At 66.7% G+C, this 22,012-nt stretch carries 23 protein-coding genes and 1 pseudogene; 8 read left to right on the top strand and 16 right to left on the bottom strand.

The annotated features are described in order from the left end of the window. Nucleotides 1-5: 5 nt before the first annotated feature. Nucleotides 6-842 (bottom strand): nitrilase-related carbon-nitrogen hydrolase, encoded by an 837-nt coding sequence (locus tag ACFU5M_RS27200; RefSeq protein ID WP_379053715.1) that lies wholly within the window; start codon nucleotides 840-842, stop codon nucleotides 6-8. A gap of 210 nt (nucleotides 843-1,052) precedes the next feature. On the opposite strand from ACFU5M_RS27200, the gene ACFU5M_RS27195 reads away from it, so the two are divergent. Then, on the top strand, nucleotides 1,053-1,784 hold the full coding sequence (locus tag ACFU5M_RS27195; RefSeq protein WP_379053713.1) for a peptidylprolyl isomerase: 732 nt from the start codon (nucleotides 1,053-1,055) through the stop codon (nucleotides 1,782-1,784). Between the two features lie 234 nt (nucleotides 1,785-2,018). Here ACFU5M_RS27195 and ACFU5M_RS27190 read toward each other — a convergent pair whose 3' ends face one another. Continuing rightward, nucleotides 2,019-3,200: a cation:proton antiporter gene (locus ACFU5M_RS27190; protein ID WP_379053712.1), complete on the bottom strand. Its 1,182-nt coding sequence runs from the start codon at nucleotides 3,198-3,200 to the stop codon at nucleotides 2,019-2,021. A 5-nt stretch (nucleotides 3,201-3,205) separates the two neighbouring features. Next, complete coding sequence (locus ACFU5M_RS27185; RefSeq protein ID WP_379053711.1) at nucleotides 3,206-3,688, bottom strand: cation:proton antiporter regulatory subunit; 483 nt, start codon at nucleotides 3,686-3,688, stop codon at nucleotides 3,206-3,208. Nucleotides 3,689-3,913: 225 nt separating this feature from the next. Here ACFU5M_RS27185 and ACFU5M_RS27180 point away from each other — a divergent pair, with 225 nt between their 5' ends. After that, the gene (locus ACFU5M_RS27180; protein WP_379053710.1) at nucleotides 3,914-6,004 is read left to right on the top strand and encodes an acyltransferase family protein; all 2,091 of its coding nucleotides are present in this window, start codon (nucleotides 3,914-3,916) and stop codon (nucleotides 6,002-6,004) included. A 10-nt stretch (nucleotides 6,005-6,014) separates the two neighbouring features. On the opposite strand, the gene ACFU5M_RS27175 is transcribed toward ACFU5M_RS27180, so the two are convergent. Continuing rightward, on the bottom strand, nucleotides 6,015-6,326 hold the full coding sequence (locus ACFU5M_RS27175; RefSeq protein WP_379053708.1) for a hypothetical protein: 312 nt from the start codon (nucleotides 6,324-6,326) through the stop codon (nucleotides 6,015-6,017). A 46-nt stretch (nucleotides 6,327-6,372) separates the two neighbouring features. Between ACFU5M_RS27175 and ACFU5M_RS27170 the strand changes: the two genes are divergently transcribed. Further along, nucleotides 6,373-6,765 (top strand): hypothetical protein, encoded by a 393-nt coding sequence (locus ACFU5M_RS27170; protein WP_379053707.1) that lies wholly within the window; start codon nucleotides 6,373-6,375, stop codon nucleotides 6,763-6,765. Nucleotides 6,766-6,784: 19 nt separating this feature from the next. Here ACFU5M_RS27170 and ACFU5M_RS27165 read toward each other — a convergent pair whose 3' ends face one another. Then, nucleotides 6,785-7,588, bottom strand: coding sequence for an alpha/beta hydrolase (locus ACFU5M_RS27165; RefSeq protein WP_379053706.1), 804 nt, complete (start codon nucleotides 7,586-7,588; stop codon nucleotides 6,785-6,787). A 7-nt stretch (nucleotides 7,589-7,595) separates the two neighbouring features. Next, complete coding sequence (locus ACFU5M_RS27160) at nucleotides 7,596-8,450, bottom strand: alpha/beta fold hydrolase (RefSeq protein ID WP_379053705.1); 855 nt, start codon at nucleotides 8,448-8,450, stop codon at nucleotides 7,596-7,598. 161 nt (nucleotides 8,451-8,611) lie between these two features. On the opposite strand from ACFU5M_RS27160, the gene ACFU5M_RS27155 reads away from it, so the two are divergent. Continuing rightward, complete coding sequence (locus ACFU5M_RS27155) at nucleotides 8,612-9,187, top strand: TetR/AcrR family transcriptional regulator (RefSeq protein WP_379053704.1); 576 nt, start codon at nucleotides 8,612-8,614, stop codon at nucleotides 9,185-9,187. A gap of 255 nt (nucleotides 9,188-9,442) precedes the next feature. Here the strand turns inward: ACFU5M_RS27155 and ACFU5M_RS27150 are convergent, their stop codons facing one another. The 5 genes from ACFU5M_RS27150 to ACFU5M_RS27130 all read right to left on the bottom strand — a co-directional run bounded on the left by ACFU5M_RS27150 (nucleotide 9,443) and on the right by ACFU5M_RS27130 (nucleotide 13,505). Then, entirely contained in the window at nucleotides 9,443-10,186 is a 744-nt protein-coding gene (locus ACFU5M_RS27150; protein ID WP_379053703.1) for an enoyl-CoA hydratase/isomerase family protein, read from the bottom strand. Between the two features lie 115 nt (nucleotides 10,187-10,301). Next, on the bottom strand, nucleotides 10,302-11,015 hold the full coding sequence (locus ACFU5M_RS27145; RefSeq protein WP_379053701.1) for a flavin reductase family protein: 714 nt from the start codon (nucleotides 11,013-11,015) through the stop codon (nucleotides 10,302-10,304). Between the two features lie 127 nt (nucleotides 11,016-11,142). Continuing rightward, the gene (locus tag ACFU5M_RS27140) at nucleotides 11,143-11,973 is read right to left on the bottom strand and encodes a sulfurtransferase (RefSeq protein ID WP_379053700.1); all 831 of its coding nucleotides are present in this window, start codon (nucleotides 11,971-11,973) and stop codon (nucleotides 11,143-11,145) included. 398 nt (nucleotides 11,974-12,371) lie between these two features. Further along, the gene (locus tag ACFU5M_RS27135; protein ID WP_379053699.1) at nucleotides 12,372-12,977 is read right to left on the bottom strand and encodes a CGNR zinc finger domain-containing protein; all 606 of its coding nucleotides are present in this window, start codon (nucleotides 12,975-12,977) and stop codon (nucleotides 12,372-12,374) included. Nucleotides 12,978-13,202: 225 nt separating this feature from the next. After that, nucleotides 13,203-13,505 (bottom strand): putative quinol monooxygenase, encoded by a 303-nt coding sequence (locus ACFU5M_RS27130; protein ID WP_379053698.1) that lies wholly within the window; start codon nucleotides 13,503-13,505, stop codon nucleotides 13,203-13,205. 466 nt (nucleotides 13,506-13,971) lie between these two features. On the opposite strand from ACFU5M_RS27130, the gene ACFU5M_RS27125 reads away from it, so the two are divergent. Together ACFU5M_RS27125 and ACFU5M_RS27120 are read left to right on the top strand one after the other, a co-directional pair. Then, a complete protein-coding gene (locus tag ACFU5M_RS27125; RefSeq protein ID WP_379053696.1) occupies nucleotides 13,972-14,889 on the top strand; it encodes an NAD(P)H-binding protein in 918 nt (305 codons plus the stop codon). Nucleotides 14,890-14,941: 52 nt separating this feature from the next. After that, nucleotides 14,942-15,580, top strand: coding sequence for a TetR/AcrR family transcriptional regulator (locus ACFU5M_RS27120; RefSeq protein WP_379053695.1), 639 nt, complete (start codon nucleotides 14,942-14,944; stop codon nucleotides 15,578-15,580). A gap of 274 nt (nucleotides 15,581-15,854) precedes the next feature. Here ACFU5M_RS27120 and ACFU5M_RS27115 read toward each other — a convergent pair whose 3' ends face one another. Then, complete coding sequence (locus tag ACFU5M_RS27115; RefSeq protein WP_379053694.1) at nucleotides 15,855-16,400, bottom strand: DoxX family protein; 546 nt, start codon at nucleotides 16,398-16,400, stop codon at nucleotides 15,855-15,857. 707 nt (nucleotides 16,401-17,107) lie between these two features. On the opposite strand from ACFU5M_RS27115, the gene ACFU5M_RS27110 reads away from it, so the two are divergent. Together ACFU5M_RS27110 and ACFU5M_RS27105 are read left to right on the top strand one after the other, a co-directional pair. Next, complete coding sequence (locus ACFU5M_RS27110; protein WP_379053693.1) at nucleotides 17,108-17,485, top strand: hypothetical protein; 378 nt, start codon at nucleotides 17,108-17,110, stop codon at nucleotides 17,483-17,485. Between the two features lie 36 nt (nucleotides 17,486-17,521). Continuing rightward, nucleotides 17,522-18,433, top strand: coding sequence for a hypothetical protein (locus ACFU5M_RS27105; protein ID WP_379053692.1), 912 nt, complete (start codon nucleotides 17,522-17,524; stop codon nucleotides 18,431-18,433). 100 nt (nucleotides 18,434-18,533) lie between these two features. Here the strand turns inward: ACFU5M_RS27105 and ACFU5M_RS27100 are convergent. The 4 genes and pseudogenes from ACFU5M_RS27100 to ACFU5M_RS27085 form a co-directional block, all read right to left on the bottom strand. Then, nucleotides 18,534-18,647, bottom strand: a pseudogene (locus tag ACFU5M_RS27100) (Tn3 family transposase); the annotation flags it as partial. Nucleotides 18,648-18,760: 113 nt separating this feature from the next. Beyond that, nucleotides 18,761-19,150 (bottom strand): hypothetical protein, encoded by a 390-nt coding sequence (locus tag ACFU5M_RS27095; protein ID WP_379053691.1) that lies wholly within the window; start codon nucleotides 19,148-19,150, stop codon nucleotides 18,761-18,763. A 519-nt stretch (nucleotides 19,151-19,669) separates the two neighbouring features. Then, nucleotides 19,670-21,193 (bottom strand): ArnT family glycosyltransferase, encoded by a 1,524-nt coding sequence (locus tag ACFU5M_RS27090; protein WP_379053690.1) that lies wholly within the window; start codon nucleotides 21,191-21,193, stop codon nucleotides 19,670-19,672. Further along, complete coding sequence (locus tag ACFU5M_RS27085; protein WP_379053688.1) at nucleotides 21,186-21,821, bottom strand: TetR/AcrR family transcriptional regulator; 636 nt, start codon at nucleotides 21,819-21,821, stop codon at nucleotides 21,186-21,188. The genes ACFU5M_RS27090 and ACFU5M_RS27085 overlap by 8 nt, the downstream gene beginning before the upstream one ends. Between the last annotated feature and the right edge of the window lie 191 nt (nucleotides 21,822-22,012).

Raw genomic sequence — 22,012 nt, 5'->3', positions numbered from 1 at the left:
CGCTCTCAGGGGGCCACCAGCGGCCCGTAGGCGTCGGGGCGGCGGTCGCGGTAGAAGGCCCAGCGATCGCGCACCACCTTGATCAGGTCCATGTCCAGATCGCGGACCACCAGCTCGGGGCCGGTGTCGGAGGCGACTTCGCCGACGAACTTGCCTTCCGGGTCGACGAAGTAGCTGGTGCCGTAGAAGTCGTCGTCGCCGTACTCTTCGACGCCGACGCGGTTGATGGCGCCGATGAAATACTCGTTGGCCACCGCGGCCGCCGGTTGTTCCAGTTTCCAGAGGTAGCCGGACAGGCCCCGCGACGTGGCCGACGGGTTGAACACGATCTGCGCCCCGGCGAGGGCCAGCGCGCGCCAGCCCTCCGGGAAGTGTCGGTCGTAGCAGATGTACACGCCGACTCTGCCGACCGCGGTGTCGAACACCGGCCAGCCGAGGTTGCCCGGCCGGAAGTAGAACTTCTCCCAGAATCCGTGCACGTGCGGCAGGTGATGTTTCCGGTACTTACCGAGATAACTGCCGTCGGCGTCGAGCACAGCGGCCGTGTTGTACAGCAGGCCCGGCTGTTCCTGCTCGTACACCGGCAGAATCATCACCAGGCGCAATTCCTTCGCCAGCGCGGCGAATCGTTGCGTGGTCGGCCCCGGGACGGATTCGGCGTAGTCGTAGAACTCCGTGTCCTGCCGCTGGCAGAAGTAGGGCCCGTAGAACAACTCCTGGAAGCAGATCACCGCGGCCCCCTCCGCGGCGGCCCGGCGGGCGTAGGCCTCGTGCGCCTTCAGCATCGACTCTTTGTCACCGGTCCAGTTCGTTTGGACCAGCGCCGCTCGAACGATTCCCATGCTTTGTTATACGTCACCGGTAACTAATTCTGTTGTCCAACAAGTGGCCGGAAACATTTTTGTGGCCGATCTGCGGCCATCGCGGTCGCCACGTTCCTCGGGTCGCGCGCACGGGCAATCGAGCCGTACTCCCCCACCATGACCGGGGAGATGGAATGATTCGCGCTGCATCGTCCGGTGCGCAACCCCGAGTGAAGGAGATTTTCAGCGGTGAGCAGCGAAGTGCAAGCGCGAGAACTCATCAACGGCCGGCGCGCGGGGCGCCGGAGCCTACCGTGGCGATCGCTGCGGATCCTCGGGGTACTCGCCGTCGGCGTGACGCTGGTGGCATCCGCGACGGGCGTCGTCTCGGCGACCCCCGCGCCTGCTCGAGAGCAGGGACCGGGCCGCTGTGGCGCACCGGCCGCCGGTCAGCCGAACGGCAAGCAATGGCCCGCCGAACCGGGCATGACCATCGACGCCAACGCCGGATACACGGCGACGCTGGTCACCAGCTGTGGCACCGTGACCATCGCCCTGGACGCCGCACGCGCGCCGCGCACGGTCAACTCGTTCGTGTTCCTGGCCGGCGAGCAGTTCTTCGACCACACGAAGTGCCACCGGATCACCACCGAAGGCATCTACGTCCTGCAGTGCGGTGACCCGACCGCGACCGGCATGGGCGGCCCCGGATACTTCTTCCCCGACGAGAACCTGGCGGGGGCGACTTACCCGGCCGGTACGGTCGCCATGGCGAACGCCGGGCCCGGCACCAACGGCAGCCAGTTCTTCCTGGTCTACCGCGACGCGCCGCTGCCGCCGGACTACACCCCGTTCGGGCGAATCACCGCGGGCATGGAGGTTCTGTCGTCCATCGCCGGCGCGGGCGTCAAGGACGGTTCGTCCGACGGCGAGCCCGCTGCCGAAGTCGTGCTGAATTCCGTCGCCACCGGGCGGAACTGATTCCGCCGCGGTGGCGGTGGGCTCCCGCACCGCCACCGCGCGTTCAGCCCACTGGGTCCTCGAGGTACACGACCTCCCGGAGAGAGTCGTCCGGGTCGGCGCTCGAGGCCGCCCACACCGAAGTAATCACGTCGACTTGCGCCCGCACGGCCCGTGCCTCCGGTTTCCGACTGCTATCCGCCGAGCCGGGTCAACCCCGCCGGAGGTCTCGAGCGGATCGGACACCGCCGTCGGTCAGGACACGCCGGCGCGCCGCCGCACCACCAGCGCCATGACCGGCTCGACGAACCGGCTGGCGATCGGGCCGAGAACCGCCATCAACAGCACATAGGTGGTCGCGAGCGCGGCGAATTCGGCCGGGACGGCGCCCGCGGCGACGGCGAGTCCCGCGATGACGATCGAGAACTCGCCGTGGGCGACCAGCGCGGTGCCCGCGCGCGCCCGGCCGAGGCGCCCCGCACCGGCCCGTTTGGCCGCCCACCATCCGGTGGCGATCTTGCTTGCGGTGGTGACGAGCGCCAGCAGGCACGCCCAGCCCAGCACCGGAGGGATGCTCGCCGGGTCGGTGCTCAGGCCGAAGAGCACGAAGAACAGCGCGGCGAACAGGTCGCGCAGCGGTTCCAGCAGCTTGGTCGCGTTGTGCGCGGTCGAATCCGAGATGGCGATACCGAGCAGGAAGGCCCCGACCGCCGCGGAAACCTGTACCGCGGAGGCCGCGCCCGCCACCAGTAACGCGGACCCGAGCAGCTTCAGCAGGAAGATCTCGCGATCGGCACTGTCGACGATCGCGGAGACGTAGCGGCCGTAGCGCAGCGCGACGATCAGCACGACGGTGACCGCGGCCAAGGCGATGGCCAGCGTCTTCAGCCCGGCGACGAAGCCGACGCCGGCCAGCACCGCCGTCAGCACCGGCAGGTATCCGGCCATCACCAAGTCCTCGAACACCAGGATGGACAGCACCACCGGCGTTTCGCGGTTACCGAGCCGGCCCAGATCGTTGAGCACCTTCGCGACGATGCCCGATGACGAGATGTAGGTGACGCCCGCCATAGCGATCGCGCCGGTGAACCCCCAGCCGAGCGCGAAGGCGACGAGCACACCCGGGGTCGCGTTGAGCACGAGGTCCACCACACCCGCGGCCCATGATCGGCGCATGCCGGTGACCAGTTCCGGTGCGCTGTATTCCAGGCCGAGCAGCAACAGCAGCAGGACGACGCCGATCTCGCTGGCGAGGTGGATGAAGTCGTCCGCCTGCCGCAGCTCGATCAGGCCGCCGGTGCCGAACACCAGCCCGCCGATCAGATACAGCGGGATGGGCGACATGCCGATGCGCGCGGCGATCCGCCCGAGCAGCCCGAGGCCGAAAAATACCGCGCCCAGTTGGATCAGCGCGAGCGCAGTCTCGTGTGCCACCATGCCGCTCAGCCGTCTGACAGGATCTTGGCGGCGGCCTCCAGGCCCTCCACGGTGCCGACGACGACCAATACGTCTCCGGCGGTTAAGGTCCAATCCGGCCCCGGAGACGGAATGGGCTGCCCGCTGCGCACCACCGCGACGATGGACGCCTTCGTCCGGGTGCGCATCTGGGTCTCGCCCAACCTGCGGCCGTCGAAGTGGGACCGGTCGGGGATGGACAGCTGGCGAGTGGTCAGGCCGGTGAACTCCCGATGCTCCTCGCGTAGCTGTTCGACCAGTTGCGGCGCACCGAGCAGGCTGGCCAGCACCGCCGCCTCCTTCCCCGACAGCGGGACCTGCTCGGTCTCGTCGGGGTTGTCCGGCTTGCTCACGATGAGGTCCATCGTGCCGTCACGATGATTGATCACCCCGATCCGGCGTCGTGTATTGGTCAGCGGAAAATCTTTGCGCACACCGATACCCGGCAGGGGTGTCACCTCTACGTTCACGACTCCACCCTAACGACCAGCGAAGGGCGGCCACCCGAGTGGTGACCGAATTGTCCGGTTCAACGGCTGTTTCCGTACCCCCACCTCGCCTCCGCGAGTTGGACCGGCGTTCACCGGCCGTGGTAAGAGAGATGACGTGTCCTGTACATCGCCCCGTCGCCGAGCCGTGGCATTCCGTTGCCGTGACGACCGCGCCGCGCGAGTCCGGTGACGGTCGCCCGAGCGATGAACCGGCTCCTCCGGCCGGGCGCGGTCGCTACTACCGCGGGGCCGCGGCAGGCGGAGGCCGGCGGGTACCGGCACGATCTGGACGGTTTGCGCGGTGTGGCGATAGCGCTGGTCGTGGCGTTCCACATCTGGTTCGGGCGAGTCTCGGGCGGCGTGGACGTGTTCCTGGTGCTGTCCGGCTTCTTCTTCACCGGCTCGGTGCTGCGCAGGGCGGAAGCCACCGGCTCGGTCCGCGTCGCGTACACCGCGGGCAGGCTCGCCCGGAGATTGCTGCCCGCTCTGGTCACGCTCCTGGCCGCCGTGATCGCGGCGACCGTGCTGCTACGCCCGTTCACCCAGTGGGGCGAGATGGCCGCGCAGACGCTCGCGTCATTGCTGTATTACCAGAACTGGTATCTGGCGCTGTCCTGGTCGGACTACCTGGCGGCCGATCCTTCGGTGAGCCCGCTACAACACCTGTGGTCCATGGCGGTGCAGACGCAGTTCTACCTGCTGGCGCTGTTCGTCGTGGCGGCGACGGCGGCCCTGTGCCTGCGTTTCGCCCGCCCCGAGGCACTGCGCCCTGCCTTGGCGATCATCTTCGCCGCGGGCGCGGTGGTCTCGTTCGTCTACGCCGCCCACGGCACCGCGGTGCAACAGGGCTGGAACTACTACGACAGCTTCGCCCGCGCCTGGGAACTGTCGGCCGGCGCCCTGCTGGCGATCGTCGCGCCCTGGTCCGCGCCGCCGCGCCCGGTGCGGGTCGCGGCAGCCGTTATCGGTGCGGTCGCGGTGCTCGCCTGCGGATGGCTGATCGACGGCGCCGATCGATTCCCCGGCCCGGCCGCACTGGTGCCGGTCGGCGCCACGCTGGCGCTGATCGTCGCCGGCGGCAAGCTGACAACCGCCGAGCAACCGCTGCCCAATCGGCTGCTCGGCACGGCGGCCGCGGTGCGTCTCGGTGAACTGTCCTACGCGTTGTACCTGTGGCATTGGCCGATCCTGATCTTCGTACTGGCCCGGACCGGGTCCGCAACCGCCGGATTCGGCGTCGGCCTGGGGGTCATCGGCGCGTCGCTGGTACTCGCCCACCTGACGAACCGGTTCATCGAGGAGCCGTTGCGGACGCGGTCCGGCCGTCCGGCCCGGGCGACGCCCGCCCGCACCCTCCGCACCGGCAGGCTGGTCGCGGCGCTCGGCATCGCGGTGCTGGCGGCGTCGGTCGGCGAGCAGGTGGTGATCAGAGCAAACCCGCCGCGGGCGGTGGCGGCACTGGACCCGACGCCCTATCCCGGCGCGGAGGCACTGGTCAACGGCGCGAGCACGCCCGAGGTTCCGATGCGCCCAACCGTGTACGAAGCGCCCGCGGACGCCGCCTACCCCTCTCGGGACGGCTGCATCGCGGACTGGGACACCCGGCATGTCCTCACCTGCACCTACGGGGACGCGAACGCGGAGCGCACCGTCGCGGTGGTGGGCAGCTCGCACGCCGAGCACTGGGTGCCCGCCCTCGACCTGCTCGCTCGCGAGCACGCCTTCCGGGTCGAGGTGTATCTGAAGATGGGTTGCCCGCTGACGGTGGCGGCGGAACCGATGTATAAGGGCGAAGCGAACCCGGATTGCCGCGACTGGTCCGTGGAGGTGATCGACCGCCTGGCCGTCGAACGCCCGGAATGGGTCTTCACGACGGCGACCCGCCCACGGGATGGCGCGGGTGACGAGACCCCGGGCGACTACCTGGACGTCTGGGCCCGGCTGGCCGACCGGGGACTCAACATGCTCGCCATCCGCGACACGCCATGGCTGCGCCGCGACGGCGTGCGGTACCGGGCCATCGACTGCCTCGCCCAGCAGGGCGACCGGATCAGTTGCGGGATGCCGCGCGCGGCCGCGCTGGACGAGGTCAACCCGGCGCTCGAGTTCGCCGCCTCGTTCCCCAACGTGTTCCCGGTGGACCTGTCCGACGCACTGTGCGGACGCGACGTCTGCGCCGTCACCGAGGGCAACATTCTCATCTACCACGACGAGCATCACCTCACCGCCAGTTATTCGCGCTCGCTCGCGCCGGAACTGGGCAGGCACTTGTCGCCGATTCTCGGCTGGTGGTGAGGCGCGGCGCTCAGTTCAGCCGCAACATGCCCGGCCAGGCCAGCGACCAGGGCACACGCGGTTGCGCGCAGCGCCAGACGGTGACGCCGCGAGTGACGCCGGGATATCCGAGCCGGGCATCGACGTGCCCGACAGCGCTCACCTCGGCGCAGCGCGCCAGCACATCGGTCTCCGTGCCGCCCACCCACAGCACCGTGGTCGCCGTGTCCGGCGGGGTGCCGAAGTAACCGAAACCGCGATTGGGGCTGTACACGGCGGGTAAGCCGTACGCCGCTCGGTCGACATCCAGAGCGCTTGCCTGCCAATAGGAATCGGCGATCACCTTCAATACCAAGGAGGAGGTGGCTGCCGCCGCCTGGGAACGTCACATGAGCTCCTTCGCCGAGATCGGCGAACGGATTCTGGCTGACCGCGCGATTCCAGTCCGCGACCGTCTCGCGGCGGTTCTCGAGGCGCTCACCCGGTTCGCACTGGAGCACGGTGCCATTCATCGCGCGCTGTACGGCGTCGCGGGAGCCGAGGCCGTGAAGACCGCGGCGAACGAACGCCTGATCGCGCTCATCGCAAGCGCGGCACGAGAGGGCGTGGACACGGGAGCCGTTGTGTGCGAGCAACCGGACGTGATCGCACGTGCTCTGTACCACGGTTACTGCGGCGCGGCGACGGACGCCGTGTCCGGTTCGGTCGACATCGACACCGAGTCGCTGGTGCGGTGCGCCGCGGCGATGACGCGGTCGGTGTTCCCGGCCCCCGCCGGATGAGCGGCGGAGGCCGGAACGGTCAGCGGCCCGACACCCGGTCGTGCCCGCGAACCCAGTCCAGAACGACCTCGGCGACCTCGCGCCAGCCGCTATCGAACACCAGCGAGTGTCCTCGTCCCGGCATCATCCGGTATTCGGTGTTCACACCCGGCCGATAGAGTTCGGCCGCCTGCCGCGCCACCACCTCGGGAATGGTGTGATCACGCTCGCCGCCCAGGATCAGCAGCGGTCCGCGTCCACGGTCGTCGAGGCCGACCTGGGTCGGCGAGGACGGGTCCTTCTTCGCGGCGGTGAGGTCGAACACCGGCCGGCCCGGGCCGGGGATCGCCCACCGCCGGTACAACCCGTCGGACTCTTCCCAGGAAAGTGCGTTGCCAAACCCATAGCGGAACTGCCGCCGGGTGAGCTGGACGAACCCGCTCGCGTTGGACTTGCGGCGCAGCACTGGCAGCGCGGAGCGGATCTGCGCCAGCGGCAGGGCACGAACCCCCTTGATCGGCGCGGGGTCAATGGCGACAGCCGCCACCGCCAACCCGGACTCCAGCAGCTTCTGAGCCACGAGACCACCGAACGAGTGCCCGACGACGACCGGCCGCTCACCCAGTTGGCCGATGTGCTGGGCGAAGTGTTCGGTGATGTCCTGGACACCGAAACCGGCCACCCGCTCCGGGTTTTGGCGCGTGAGTTCCACAGAACGGCTTTCGCCAGGCCAGAGCGGTGCTTGCGCCGCATACCCGGCGCGGGAGAAGAGATCGAGCCACGGCTCCCAAGCGGACGCGTGGACCCACAGTCCATGAACGAAGATCACGGGAGGTGTGGTCATGTCCGCCTCACTTTCCCGACGCGGCGCGCTCGATGAGCGCGGTCACCGCGTCCGGCGCCTCGAGCATCGCCAGGTGGTCGGTCTTGCCGGTGACGGTGACGCTGCCGGCCCTGGCCGCCATCGCCTCCTGTTCGGCCGCGGGGATCACTCGATCATCGGCCCCGATGAAGAACCAGCTGCGGATGGTCGCCCACGCGGGCGCGCCTGAGGGCTCGTTGAGCGCACCGGCGGCGATGGGCGACTGTGCCGCGGCGAGCGTCGCACCCACCGCCCGCGGCAGCCGCGCGGCGAACGCGGCCGGGAACAAGGTGCGCTTTACGTAGAGGTTGGGGTCGCCCTGCGGAAGTGAGGGATCCTGCACGACGTCGAACACGGTGGCCGGGTCAGCCGCGAGAACCGAGCCGGGATGCGCGCCGGTGAGTTGCACGACGGTCTCGTCCGCCGCGGGGGCGAAGGCGTCGATGTAGACCAGCCCCGCGACCCGCGGCACCGAGCGAGCCGCGTTGGTGATCACCGCACCGCCGTAGGAGTGCCCGACCAGCACGACAGGGCCGGTCGTGGCCTGGTCGACGAAGGCGGCGACCGAGGCGGCGTCGGCGCCGAGGCCACGCAACGGGTTCGGCGCGCTGAACACCGTATAGCCGTGTGACTGCAGCAATGCGGTGACGGGAGCGAAGCTCGACGCGTCCGCCCAGGCACCGTGGACGAGAACGATCGTCGGTTTGTCCGTGCCGCCTGACGCCGGTGCGGAGCCAGTGGGTGCGACGGCATCGCTGGTCGCGGGGACCAGCGCCAGCGTGGCGGCGACACCGGCGATGACCATGGCACGTCGGCCGCGCCGGTGATGAGTGGAGAGTTTCATCGGGTTCTCCTGATGGACAGGCCCTCCAGGCCTTGAAAGAAAGAACGGTCGTTCTCCTAGATACGACAGAACCATGCTGACTACACTTCTGTCAACTCGAGATGCGGCCGGCTCTCGATCCAAAGAGAAAGAACGGTCGTTACACGTGGTATCTTCGGGTGATGACGCAAGCACCGGTCCGGCGCGGCTCGTCCGCGCGTGAGCACCTCCTCGACATCGCTGGCGAGCTCTTCTATCAGGAGGGAATCAACAGCGTCGGGATCGACCGGATCGTGCAGGAAGCAGGCGTCACCCGCGCGACGCTCTACCGCCACTTCGCGGGGAAAGAGCGCTTGATCGTCGCCTACCTCGAGCGGGAGGACGAGGCGGTCCGCGCCCAGTTCTCCGGCGCGGCGGAGCACGCGATCTCCCCCGACCATTTGCTCGAACTCGCCATCGAGGGCATTGCCGACGACGCCGCACGCCACCACACCCGAGGCTGTCCGTTCATCAATGCGACGGCGGAGTTCCCGGATCCGGCCAGCCCGGTCCGGCAGGTGGTGACCCGGCATCGTGAGTGGTTTCGCGGCACGCTGCGGGATCTCCTGACCGCGGCGAAACGGGCGGACGCGCAGACCAAGACAGATTTTCTCGTCATGCTCCGCGACGCCGTGCTCGTGGGCAGCTACCTCGATGACGCCAGGACGGCACGGCGAGCGTTCCTCCAGGCCGCAAGAAGCTGTGCCGGGCTCCCCTGACCGTCGAAGCCGCCCGCACCGGCGGGGCTCGGCTACCTCCGCACGGTAGTCCGACGGTGGCATGCCGAAGGCGATCTCGAAGATACGGGGAGAAGTGGATCGAGCGCCGCGAGGCGGCGCGGACCGTGCCGGTTCCCGTAGGTCCGGAGCCACGTCACGGTGGCCTATGCCGGCAACGGGAACAGGTTCCGCAGCGCTGCGTCCAGCCACGCCCGAGGGGATTGCGAGCAGGTCGGGCCCGCGCGACTCGGGGGCTCAGCGGCCTTCGAAGCCGAACACCGGCCTGGGCCGTCCGGCCTTGAAGGCGTCCACCGCCGACACAAGGGCGCCCTGGACGTCCTCGGTTTCGAAGAGGGGCAGCGCGATGTCGAACATCGCCTGATCGGCCACGGCGACGCCACCGATGGCCCAAGCCCGCAAAAGCGCCTTGTGCGCGGCGTGGGCACGCGTCGGGCCCTTGGCGACCTTGTTCGCGAACGCCGTGACCTCGGCCAGTAGGGCCTCGTCGGGCACGACGCGATTGATCACGCCGCTCTCGGCCATGACCGCGGCGGGGACTTGCTCGGACGTCAGTGCCCACTCCGCCGCACGGGCCCGGCCTGCTCTTTCCGCGACCCGGTAGATGCCGCCGAGCAGCGTTACGATGCCGAGGGTCTGTTCGGGATGCGCAAACCGTGCCGACTCGGCGGCAATGATGACGTCGGCGCGCACGGCCAGTTCGAAACCCCCACCGGCGCACAAGCCGTGCACGGCGGCGATCACCGGCAGCGGGAGCTGTTCGAACTTGTTGAACGTCGTCATGTAGTGCTCGAAAGCGGAGCGCAGCTCTCGCTGGTTCCAGTCCGGCCAGGGCACGATGTCCCCGCCGAAGCTGAAGTCCGGGCCCTCGGCGCGCACGATCACCGCGCGGGCGTCGCTGCTGCCGATCGTGTCGACCGCTGTCGACAGCTCGTCCGCCATCCGCCGGTCGATCCGGTTCTGCGGTGGGTTGTCCAGCACGATCCGTCGAGAAAACCGTGCACGAACACGACAGCTCTGTCGCCCGCACCGTGACGGTGGAGGACGATATCGGTGTGGGGAACAGTCGTCGAACTCATCGTTGAGCGCCTTTCACTCAGGCCCGCGTCGAGCCGGACGGGGACCAGCCGGCGGTGTCTATCGGGGAGTAATCGTCGGGTTCACCGTCCAGGCGGGCCATCCGGCGGCCCTGGCGAGCCTCCAGGACGTCCTGCTCCAAGGGGGTGGTGAAGATGTTGTCCACGAGGTTGTACTCCGCGGCGAGCCGCCCGAACACGGGGATGGCCCCGGTGTCGATCCGGCCCCGGTCGAGGTAGAGCTCGTCCCTGATGTGAAAGCGGACGACCTGCCCCCACACCACGTGATCGTTGCCCTGCTCCGCCGCGAAGATCCGGTCGAGCACGCACTCGAGGGAGATCGGCGACTCCTTGACGCGCGGCGCCCGCACCACCTCGCACGAGTCCTTGGCGAGGCCGAGCGCCTCGAACTCGTCCACCTCGGAGTCGAATTCGAATGCGGACCGGTGCACCACATCGGCCTGGGGCAGGGTCGCGATGTTGACCACGAACTCCCCCGTATCGCGAATGTTGACGAAGGTGTCCTTCAATGTGACACCGTCCGACCGTGGCTGTAGCGACAGGGAGACCTTAGGTGGCTTGCGCCCGACAGCGGTGAAAAACGAGACCGGGGCCAAATTGTCCACGCCGTCGGCCGATCGCGTGCTCACCCACGCGATCGCCCGCGGGATGATGCTGCCGATCAGCAGCTTGTACGCGTGTGCCGCGTCCAGTTGTGTCGCGTCGACGATCACCAGTTGCTCCTTTGCATAACCGAGATGACGCGCGCGCGAACCTGAGCGCGCCAGAAGTTAAATGACATAACCATACCCGTTATGCCTATGTCGCACCGGAGATCCGGAAGCGCTCTCCTCCGATGATTTACGATCGCTCGATCGGAACACCGACCAGCGAGCCGTATTCGGTCCACGATCCGTCGTAGTTCTTGACATCGGCGTGCCCGAGCAACTCGTGTAGAGCGAACCAGCTGTGACTGGACCGCTCTCCGATCCGGCAGTAAGCGATGATGCGCCGCTCGAAGTCGATCCCGGCCTCGACGTAGATCTCCGCGATCTCGTCGTCGGTCTTGAAGGTGCCGTCCTCATTGGTCGTGCGCGACCATGGGACGTTGACCGCTCCCGGGATGTGACCGGCACGCTGAGCGTTCTCCTGAGGCAGGTGAGCCGGAGCCAGCAGCTTGCCCGAATACTCCTCGGGCGACCGGATGTCGAGGTAGTCGAGCCGGCCGATACCGGCTACCACCTCATCCCGGAACGCGCGGATGGACGTGTCCTGCTCCTGAGCCCGGTACCGGGCCCTTGGGCGCATCACCTTCTCTGCCGACAGTGCGCGCCCATCGAGCTCCCACTTCTTGCGGCCACCGTCGAGCAGTCGCACATCCCGGTGCCCGAAAAGCTTGAAGTACCAGTAGGCATACGCTGCGAACCAGTTATTGTTCCCACCGTAGAGCACGACGGTGTGGTCGTTGCCAATCCCCTTGTCCGACAGCAGTTCCTCGAACCGCTCTTTACCGATGAAGTCGCGAAGAACTGGGTCTTGCAGCTCGGTCCGCCAGTCGAGCTTCACCGCACCGCGCAGGTGCCCGTCCTCGTAGGCGGAGGTGTCTTCGTCGACTTCCACGAAGACGACATCGGCAGATTCCAGGTTCCGCTCGGCCCATTCGGCTGTCACGAGCACTCGCGAACGACTCACAGCGGTCCACCCTCTCGGTTGCGGGATCTTGATGACAGAGCTATAGAGCATATGACTCTGTCACAACCGGGGGCGTGTCGCAGCGTGGACACGGTTGCGAACGCGGCGACCGCGTCACAGCGCCCATGTACGGACAGCAGGTGGCGGCACGCTCGCGCTCGCTGCCCAGGTCCCGGTGAGCGCGGCCTTCGGCGATTCCGGCAACGGCCGTCGAAACTGCGAACTGTGGCCGGCGATATGGTTCGGGGCCGCGGCGGTTTTGGTGTTACTCCGCGCCGTGGTCGCGGCAGTCGGCCTCCACCCTGCCCGCCGTGCCGGCCGGGAGGCCGCGCCCGCTCGTCAGCGGCAACCCATGGCGACCGCGCCTTCGCCGGTGCGCACGGAGTGAGGTCTCCGATTCACGCAGGCCGTTCGGCCGCGGTTTTCCGCCTCGCCCGCGATGCGCGCAGGTTGGCGAGATTGCCGCAGGTGAGCACATCATGCCAAGCGCCGCTGTTGTTGGGCGATCGATCGTAGAAAGCTCCAGGGCAACGCGGATTGCGGCAGGTCTTCAGTCGGCGGAAGGTGTTGCTCACCTGGGCCTGGTGCGCCTCGATGGCCATCGCCGACATGATCCGGCGCCACCCCTGCCCGACCGGCTCGAGCACCACCGCGCCGTCCGGCCCAACGACCGCGGTGACGTCGACCTCCGCGATCGAGGCAACGGGCTCAGGTCCGCCCTCGTGCCCGCCACGGCGGCGAACCGCCTCAGCGATGCGCGTCCGGACACCACGCAACTCGCCCAGGTCGTCCTTTGTGAGCCTGACTCGCCGGTACGTCCGCCCGGTGACCTCGGACCACTGGCGCAGCGCGTCGTCGGCCCACTCTTGCGCGGAGCGCACCGAATCGAGCAGATCCGCGGTTTCGGGCCGGGCCCGTGGCCTCGTGTTCAAGAAGTCCTGGATCAGCGCCAAGCCACCGGGCGCCGTCGACAGCTCGTACCGTTGGGAGGCTGGCCATGACATGGCATCAGTTTAGAGCCTTCCGATTCGACATACCATAAACCTCTTTGCCTCAGTCATCTTCGCCCTTGCCTCAGGTACGGGCAAGAATCGATCTGCCCGCATAGGGCTTTCGCTGCGGAAGTCAGACGGCAGCGGTCATGTCCGAGAGCTGCACTGACCCCCGTCGCGGCGCGGGGCCGGCACGCCGAGAACCCCGCACCGCGAGGGCGCCTCGTGCAGGAACCGCTACGCCGGCAGTTTCGTCGCGAGGAGGTCCACCGGCGTGATGACCGGCGGCGTGGCGAACAACTCGTCACCCCGGGCTTCGATCTCCTCCCGAACCTTGCCCTGCAGGTGAGCTTCGCGGTCGTCCTCCGTCTCGAACGCGTCGAAGATGCGGAACGACGAGGGGCCGAGCCGGAACGCGAACCAGGCCAGCGTCCCGGGCTCGGCATCGACGAGTTTCTCGGCGTCGACCAGGAACCGCGCGACGTCGCCCTCCTTTCCCTCCCGGGCCTCGAACTCGACGAAGAATCCGTATGCGGGCATTGACTCCACCTTTCCGATCCAACTGGCACTTCACCAGAAGCTACGTGGCGCAACCACACCGTCTCGCGTGCATCGCGCCGATCTCGAGCACTCATTCGGCCACACTCGAGCGCCGACTATGACAGAATCATATTGAGTGTGATTATGTCTACTGCAACTGCCGTCCCGATGAGTAGTCGCGAGTTCCGCGGAGTGGGGGGCGATGTGGCCGCCCGGCTCCATCCAGATGACGCCCGGTCGGACCCCCCCGACGATGCTCCTCGTAGTCGAGCATTCGGCGGCCGCGTTCGGGTCACGGCGAACGATGCGCGCGCCGGAATGGCACAGCTTCGCGAAAGGCAGCGGACCGGCACCCGACCCACAGGCGGCTCAGCGGAGATTCTTGGCATATCAGTCCATAACGAGTAACGTTCTTGTCGAACCAGTCCAGAATGGATCGGATCACACAGCTATGGAGAGGATTCTCATGAGCACCAGCGATCGCCGTTTCCTGATCACGGGCGCAGCGGGCAAGACAGGCGCAGCGACCACCCGCCTCCTGCTCGAGCAGGGGCACGCCGTGACCGCGTTCGTGTACCGAGAGGACGAGCGGTCGCATGCTCTGGCCAGGGCCGGCGCTGACGTCGTGGCGGGCGATCTACGCGACTTCCGCGATGTGAGCGCAGCGATGGTGGGCGTCGAAAGCGTCTACTTCTGCTACCCGGTCGAGCCGGGGCTGATCGAATCGACGGTCAACGTGGCGCAGGCTGCCGCCGAAGCCGGCGTGGACGCGGTGGTCGACATGTCGCAGGTGTCAGCACGCCGCGACGCGAAGAGTAACGCCGCACGACAGCACTGGATCGCAGAGCGACTCCTGGATCGCGGCCCCTTCCGCACCACGCACCTGCGGCCGACGTTCTTCGCAGAGTGGATCAACTGGGGCTGGCTCGGTGGTGGCGAGCCGGGAGTCCTGGCGTTGCCCTTCGGCGCCGGACGGCACGCGCCGATCGCGGGTGACGACCAGGCGCGCGTCATCGCCGCCGTTCTCACCCACCCCGCGCCGCACGACCGTCAGATCTACCCGCTCTACGGGCCCGTCGAGATGAACCACGACGAAATCGCTGCCGCGATGTCGCGAGCCCTCGGTATAGCGGTCCGGTACGAGCCGATCAGTGTGGAGACTTTCCAGGCCGGCCTCCTGGCCCGTGGCGTGTCGCAGCACCTCGTCCAGCACCTGGGCAACGTTGCTGTCGACTACCGGAACGGCATCTTCGCCGGAACCAACAACCTTGTCGAGGTCATCACCGCTCAGCCACCCATGACAGTCGAGGACTACGTCGCAGCCAACCGCGAAACTTTCGACGTCGAAGCCGGACGCTTCGCAGTCGCACCTGCCGCCGCGTAGCCGCCCGGACGGTTGTGGACCAAACTGTCAAGAACGGGCTAATCTGGCCACCATGGCACGCCCACGGAGTTTCGATCGGAACCAGGTCCTGGCCGCGGTCGAACGCCAATTCCGACGTACCGGGTACTCAGGCACGAGCCTCGACGACATCGCGGCGGTCACCCGCCTGGGCCGCGGCAGTTTGTATGCGGCGTTCGGGGACAAACACCGGCTGTTCCTGCTCACCCTCGAGGAATACTGCGATCGCAAGGCAGCCGAGGCAGAGAGCATGCTGACCGGCTCTGACGAGTTGGCCCTTCAACGCCTGCACGCCTATCTGTCCGGCAACGCGCGCTTCGCTTTCGACGATCTGGACGGACTGGGCTGTATGGCCGGGAAGTTCGCGCTCGAAGTCGGCAGCTCGGATCCGGAAGCCGCGGAACTGATCGGCGCGTGCTTCACCCGGCAGCGTGCGGCGATCGAGGAATGCCTCGAGTCGGCGCGCCGGCACGGGGATCTCGATCCCGCGTCCAACCCTGCGGAGCTGGCCGCCATGCTGCTCGCGCTCGTCCGCGGCATCGACGTGATGGCCGGGGCGCGGATGGCCGAGAAACCCATGACGGCCGCGGTCCGGCAGGCCCTCGCCGGGTTGCCTGTCACCCGGCGAGGGCGGCGGGTCGTACAGCAGGTACTCGACGGCGGCGCCGCCTGACGTCACGCCGGGAAATCGTTGCCCACCCGGCCGGAATCTTCGGTCGCTGGCACAGGAAATTGTGAGCGCTCCGGCTGCACCGTTGCCCACGCATCCAGTCGCACGTCAAGGCGGCGCGGTGACTCCAGACCCCGCTTGCGAATCGGCTGTCGGACGAGAACCCCTGCGGCGCACATGCCGAGCGGCGCAGCTCGGACAGAATCAGCCCGTCCGTGATGCCATAACCGGCGATCGGTCCGGGCAGACCGAGCTGCGATACATCTCGAAGCGCGCCCTACTCGGAGATCCAGCCGAGTTCGACTGTGTTCTTGTGCATGAAGTCTTCGACCGTGGGCAGCGTGAGAAACGAAACGGCATACAGGACAACAAGCAGCCCGACCGCGATGGCCCACTCGCGAGGGCGGGTTTCCCGCAGACCGGCCCCGTCTTGTCCGACAGCAGCAGTGTGGTTCGGACGCAGCCGTGTCTGCGAGAGCCGACGGTAAGCAGGCCTCAGCATCCACGACATGATGGCGCAGATCGCGAGAACCATTGGCATCGACCATGATTCGACTCCGTCGCCGACTGCCAGGTGTGACACCACGGCACCCGACCACAGCAGGAAGGCACCCGCGTACGCCCATTCCTCGAGCAGCCTGAATCCGGGCGCAATGATCGCGACGGCCGCACCGACCTGCCACGCACCCAGAATGTAAGCGAAGAAGTGCGGGTATCCCAGGTGTTGCAACTGGATTTCTATCCACTCGATCGTCAGCAGGTTCCACACCGATCCGGAAACCAGCTCGAAGACGATGGCAGAGGTGGTGGCCCAGTATGGCACCTTGTTCAGTCATGCCCTCAAGACACCGCGGATCACCGAAACATGACACGCTACGACCTGACGTGCGCCACTCCACTCGAGAGCGTGGAATTCATCCCTTTCCGCACCCGCCTCTGTCACCGCGGTCTACTGCGCGTTCTGGGTGTGTGGGCTCACCAGCAACGGCCGTCGGGATCGTCCCCGCGCCACCGCTCCCCGGCACCACATCGCCCACATCAACCGTATCCGCCGTTCGAGGTGTGAGGCAGAGGGATCGCAGAAGGTCACTGTGCCCGCTTTGTACTCGACGTCAGCGCATCGTCCAGTGTTGCGCTCCCCGTCCGGGACTCCGCGCCTTCGTCGGCGGGTGGCCCTTGTCAGAGGTCGTCGAGACCGCCCGGAGCGTTGGCGTTCTCGGGGAGCAGGCCAAGCCCACACCACCGAAAAATAGTAGTGGAGGCAAACCTCATCGAAAACACGATACCCCCGTGAAGCACGCGACTGGGCGTCCGTGTCTACGCCCTTCCGGCGCGTGCTTATCAATCGATGGATCGCCAACAGTTCGCGGAAAAATTAGTTAGCGCATGCAACCTATTGGCTCACAACCACGCCTGACGCAGCGTGAGCTCTCGGTACATGAGACTTCGCATCCACCCTCTTTTGACAAAGACTTCTGATTATCATTGCTACACAAGAGATGGTGAGGAATTAAACATGAAGGGGGCGGGATGGATCCGTTCACGGTGATCGTTACCGCGTTGATCGCGGGTGCGGCGGCTGGTGGTCAAGACGCGGCTTCGGCGACAGTACGCGATGTCTATCAAGCGATCCGCCGCCGCATCAGCCGCGGTGGCGACGACGCGGAGGCCAGGGCTGCCCTCGAAGCCAATGAAGCAACACCCGGCAGCAACGTTGCAGCACTGGAAGCCGCAGTGGTCCGCGCGGGCGGCGCGGGCGACAGCGAATTACAAGCTTTGGCGGCGCACCTCTTAAATGCACTGCCCGACTCGGCAACCGATCACGCGCAACGCCATATCGACCTCAGACAAGCGCGGGTAGCGGTGCAATCGGGCGACAACAACACTCAGACCAACACGTTCAATTGATCACACCCGCTTCAGCCGGTGGCACTTGGAGTTCGAGTGAAGAACCAGATTGCATTTCAAGAGGGCGACGGAAACATCCAGAACAACTTCTGGACCGAACGTCGAAGATGGTTGGTCGCCATCTGCGCCGCCATACTGGTTGTCGTATCCGTGTCAGCGTCTATTGTGGTCTATCTCCTACAGCCCGACCGCGCCGTGGCCGAACAGCATGCAATCGATGCAGACCGTGAAGGAAAAGATAGTGCCACACCGCCTGCTCGACCGGAAAGTATTGTCGCCCCGCCGGGCGGTCCTGGATCGCTAGCTTCATCAAGGCCGCTTGAACTAGAGGGGGCGACTTGGAACAAGGCGGTCAAGGATTCCGTCCCAGACGGCGTGGCGCTCGGGATAGAAGCGCTTGACGGCGCGGGCAAGTTCATAACCGGTTCCGGTACGGGCGTCATGTACTTCAAGCTGACTGGCCGAAACTTCACGCCGGTACAGATATCTAACATCACCGCGAAAGTTGTAGAACGGCGACGGCCACCCACGGGAACAATAGTCCCCTTTTACCCACAAGGCGTGACCGAGGCGCTGGCAATGGGTTTCGACTTCAGGTCCGGCGATATTGTTGAAGCGAAGGTACTGAGTGATCGTGGAGAGGTCACAGAGCTTGACTATGTAAGGGTCCATGCGATGACGCTTGCGCTGAATGAGGCGCTGGCTTTCGAAATAGAGCTCAGGGCGCAAGATTGTGATTGCAGATTTGTTGTAGACGTCGGGTTCACAGACGGTCGATCACTTACTATCGACGACGGCGGAGAACCTTTTCGGTTCGCCACGATGGCTGCATCATATGAGCGAGCATACGTTCCGATGTTCCAGACAAATAACCCCAACTCAATTCTTCGGTCGTGCGATTATCCACTTGAGTGTCGGCGCAAGTACGGACAAATGGATACCAAGTAGCACGCTTTCCGCGTCGGCCGATTTCGTCGCATCGTAAGGAGTCGGGCAGAGAGCCGACAGCACCCGACTTGCCGCGCCGCCGACGTCACAGTGGTGTTTCGCTGTGCGCGGGCGAGATGTGAGCCAGCACATCGGCGTCTATACGGCGGCCCTGACGGCGCATCTGCTCCACCGCGAGCCCGTAATACTCTGTGGTCCAGGCGATTACTGAATCCCTCCGGACATGCCGGGGGGGATTCACAACTCTTCAGTGAACATCGGGTGCGCGCGGGCGCTATCGGACGGTCGAATTCGCGCGGCGGTGTCGGTGCCGCGGCAAGCTTGGTTTCAGCGATCCGCAGACTCTATCGTCACGCCGAACATGACAGGTTGATCCACCCGCTCGACAACCCAGCCGCGAAAGTCAGAAGAGCGCGCCTGCCCAGGAGCCCCAGACACGCACTTACCATCGAACATATCCTCGACATCGGCCGCGTTGCCGCCACGACAGGCAATGACCGGCCACTGGATGCGTTGATCGTGCGGATTTCGATCGAAACCGCCTGTCGCCGCGGCGGACTTCTCGGCTTGAAGATCGATGATCTCAACGAGCACGACTGCCTTCTCCACCTCCGCGAGAAGGGCGGGACAACCAGATGGCAACCCATCTCGCCAACCTTGATGCAGAAAATCCTCGACCACATCGAAGCTCGTGGTGGCGCAGATGCCACGCGGCATGTCCTTCGATACCGCGACGGACGACCGGTCGGAGTGGCACGCCTCGACAACCTGTTCGAGCGCGTCAGGAAATCCCTCCGTTGGGCCTCCTCAGTTGGTGTTTCAGCGCACTGGATCCGCCACACGACGCTGACCTTGTCGAGAGGGAGTTCGGAATGGCTGTTTCCAGCGCCTTCGCTGGTCACCAAGGTAGGCCCGGCTCGGGGCCCACCACCCTTACCTACACCAAAGCTGGCCTGCTCGACGTCGTCGAAGCGCTCGTCGCCTTGACCGGCGAGGCTCATCCACTGCTTCCCGCTGGCAGACGACACCCTCTGTCCTCCGACAGGGGCAGCAGTCCGACGAAGCCGACGCGGTAGGCTAACGTGCTATGAACTCACTTTCGTGGCGAATTCGCTGCGGAATGGGTGTTCTAATACCACGACGAGCATCACCTCACCGCCAGTTATTCGCGCTCGCTCGCGCCGGAACTGGGCAGGCACTTGTCGCCGATTCTCGGCTGGTGGTGAGGCGCGGCGCTCAGTTCAGCCGCAACATGCCCGGCCAGGCCAGCGACCAGGGCACACGCGGTTGCGCGCAGCGCCAGACGGTGACGCCGCGAGTGACGCCGGGATATCCGAGCCGGGCATCGACGTGCCCGACAGCGCTCACCTCGGCGCAGCGCGCCAGCACATCGGTCTCCGTGCCGCCCACCCACAGCACCGTGGTCGCCGTGTCCGGCGGGGTGCCGAAGTAACCGAAACCGCGATTGGGGCTGTACACGGCGGGTAAGCCGTACGCCGCTCGGTCGACATCCAGAGCGCTTGCCTGCCAATAGGAATCGGCGATCACCACGGCCGAGGATCGCTCCGCTTCCGGCAGCGCCCGGTAGGCGGCTGCCGTGCCCGCCGCGAGTTCCGACCAACCGAATCGCCCATAGAGCGCGATCTCCAGTCCCGCCTGGGCCTGCGTGTCGACCGGCTCGATATCGGTCTGCGGGCGCAGCGGCAGCGAGAACACCACCAAGGCGACCGACAGTGCGAGCAACGGCACGGTGACGATCGAGCGTGCCCGACGCCGGTTCTCCGTCCACCGCACCGCTCCCACCGCGATCAGCACCCCGTAGCACCCCGCCGCGTAGTACGGGCGCCCGTTCGTCGCGATGAAAACCACGATCAGCACTATCGGCAGCACTCCGAGAAACCGGTAGGGCCGCCGGTCCCGCGCCCGCAACAGCGTCCAAGCCCCGTAGACCAGCAGCAAACTCCCGATCAGGCCGGCCGAGGCCAGGGCCAGCGGCAGCCAGACGTAGCGACCGCCGATCGTGGCCTGCTCCGCGGCGACCACGCCCCCGAGACGTAGCTGCGGCCACCCGTGCCCCGCCTGCCACACCAGGCTGGGCACCGAGGTCAGGGCGACGATCCCGCCACCCCACCACAGTGCGGGGCGGCGCAGCAGCTCACGCGGTCCGTAGATCGCCACGCCGACGGCGAGAGCGATCCAGAAGAACGGAATCAACCACTTGACCTGCATGTCCACCGCGGTGACCAGCGCAGCGGCCATCAAGAGGCCGTCGTGGCGGGTACGCACCCAGCGAACCACCAGCCAGCTCACCACCACCCACAGCGCTGTGTCGATCGTATTGGTGGCCAGCTGATCACCTTGCACCAGCAGGAACGGCGAGGTGGCGTAGGCCGCCGCGGCCAGCACCTGCGCCGGCCGGGCGCCCCCGAACTCCCTGGCGATCTGGGCGGTCACGACCACCGCCGCCACGGTGATCAGCACGGCCGGAAGACGCAGCGCGACCAGCGAATCCGGAGCGAGCAGGTCCATCGTCCGGGCGATCGCGGGCAGCAGCGGACCCTGATCGGCATAGCCGACCGCGAGCCTGCGCCCGGCCGCGACGAAATAGAGTTCGTCGCCGAAGAACCCGTACCGCCCGATGGAAACCAGCAACGCCAGCGCGCCGAGCGACGCCACCGCGCCGACACCGCCGAGCGCGAACGGCGGTAGCGGATCGCCGAAATCAGCGTGCCGTGGGGAGACATCGAGCACTTCAGTCATGCACGCCCGCCTTCCGCGTCGCCGTGTCGAACAACCTGCACAGGTGGGCCGAGTAGGCGTCCATCGCGAAATCCGGCTCCCGCACGGCGCGTCCGGCCGCGCCGTCGACGGCGTCGCGGATCGACTTGGCCATCAGCAGCGGATCGAACTCGCCGAACTCCCCGGTGCGCTGACCTTCGGTCATGATGTCGACCAGCGGCGCGATGATGTCACGTTCCCCGTCGGCGGAGGCGAATTTCGGTTTTCCCTCCGCGTCACGCAGATTCGTCACGACGTCCACCAGCGCGGCGACGTAGGTGGTGTTCGCCGCGATGAAGCCGAGGTTCGATTCGAGATAGGCCAGCAAGCTCTCGCGTGCACCGGCCGCCGCACCCACCCGCGGGGCGATGCACTCCGCGGCCGAGACGTACAGCTGGATCACCAGCTGCGTCATCAGGTCGTCCTTGCCCGCGAAATGGTAGGAGATGACGCCCTTGGAGATTCCCGCGTGCTCGGCGATCCGCGCCAGCGAGGCGTTGGCGTACCCGACGTCGGAGATCACCTCCACCGCCGCGGCGATGATCTGCCGCCGCCGTGCCTCCTCGATGAACGATCTACGTTGACCGCCCGTCCCATTTTCTGGCCGCATGGCCAAATTTTAGCACGAGCGACCGCCTCCCCGGACTTCGCGGTTGTGCGCGGCGCCCCTGCTACCCGCGTCTCCTCGAACAGCGAAGGGCCGCGCCTCCGAGGGCGGATTCTAGGGATCGTTGCAACACGTGGTCGTTTGGTTCAGGCCGCAAGTAGTTTATGCAGCCGCTCGGCTGGGGTTTGCCAGCC

Source organism: Nocardia sp. NPDC057455 (genome assembly GCF_042802775.1).
GTDB lineage: Bacteria > Actinomycetota > Actinomycetes > Mycobacteriales > Mycobacteriaceae > Nocardia.
This window is presented reverse-complemented; position numbering and strand designations above follow the sequence as displayed.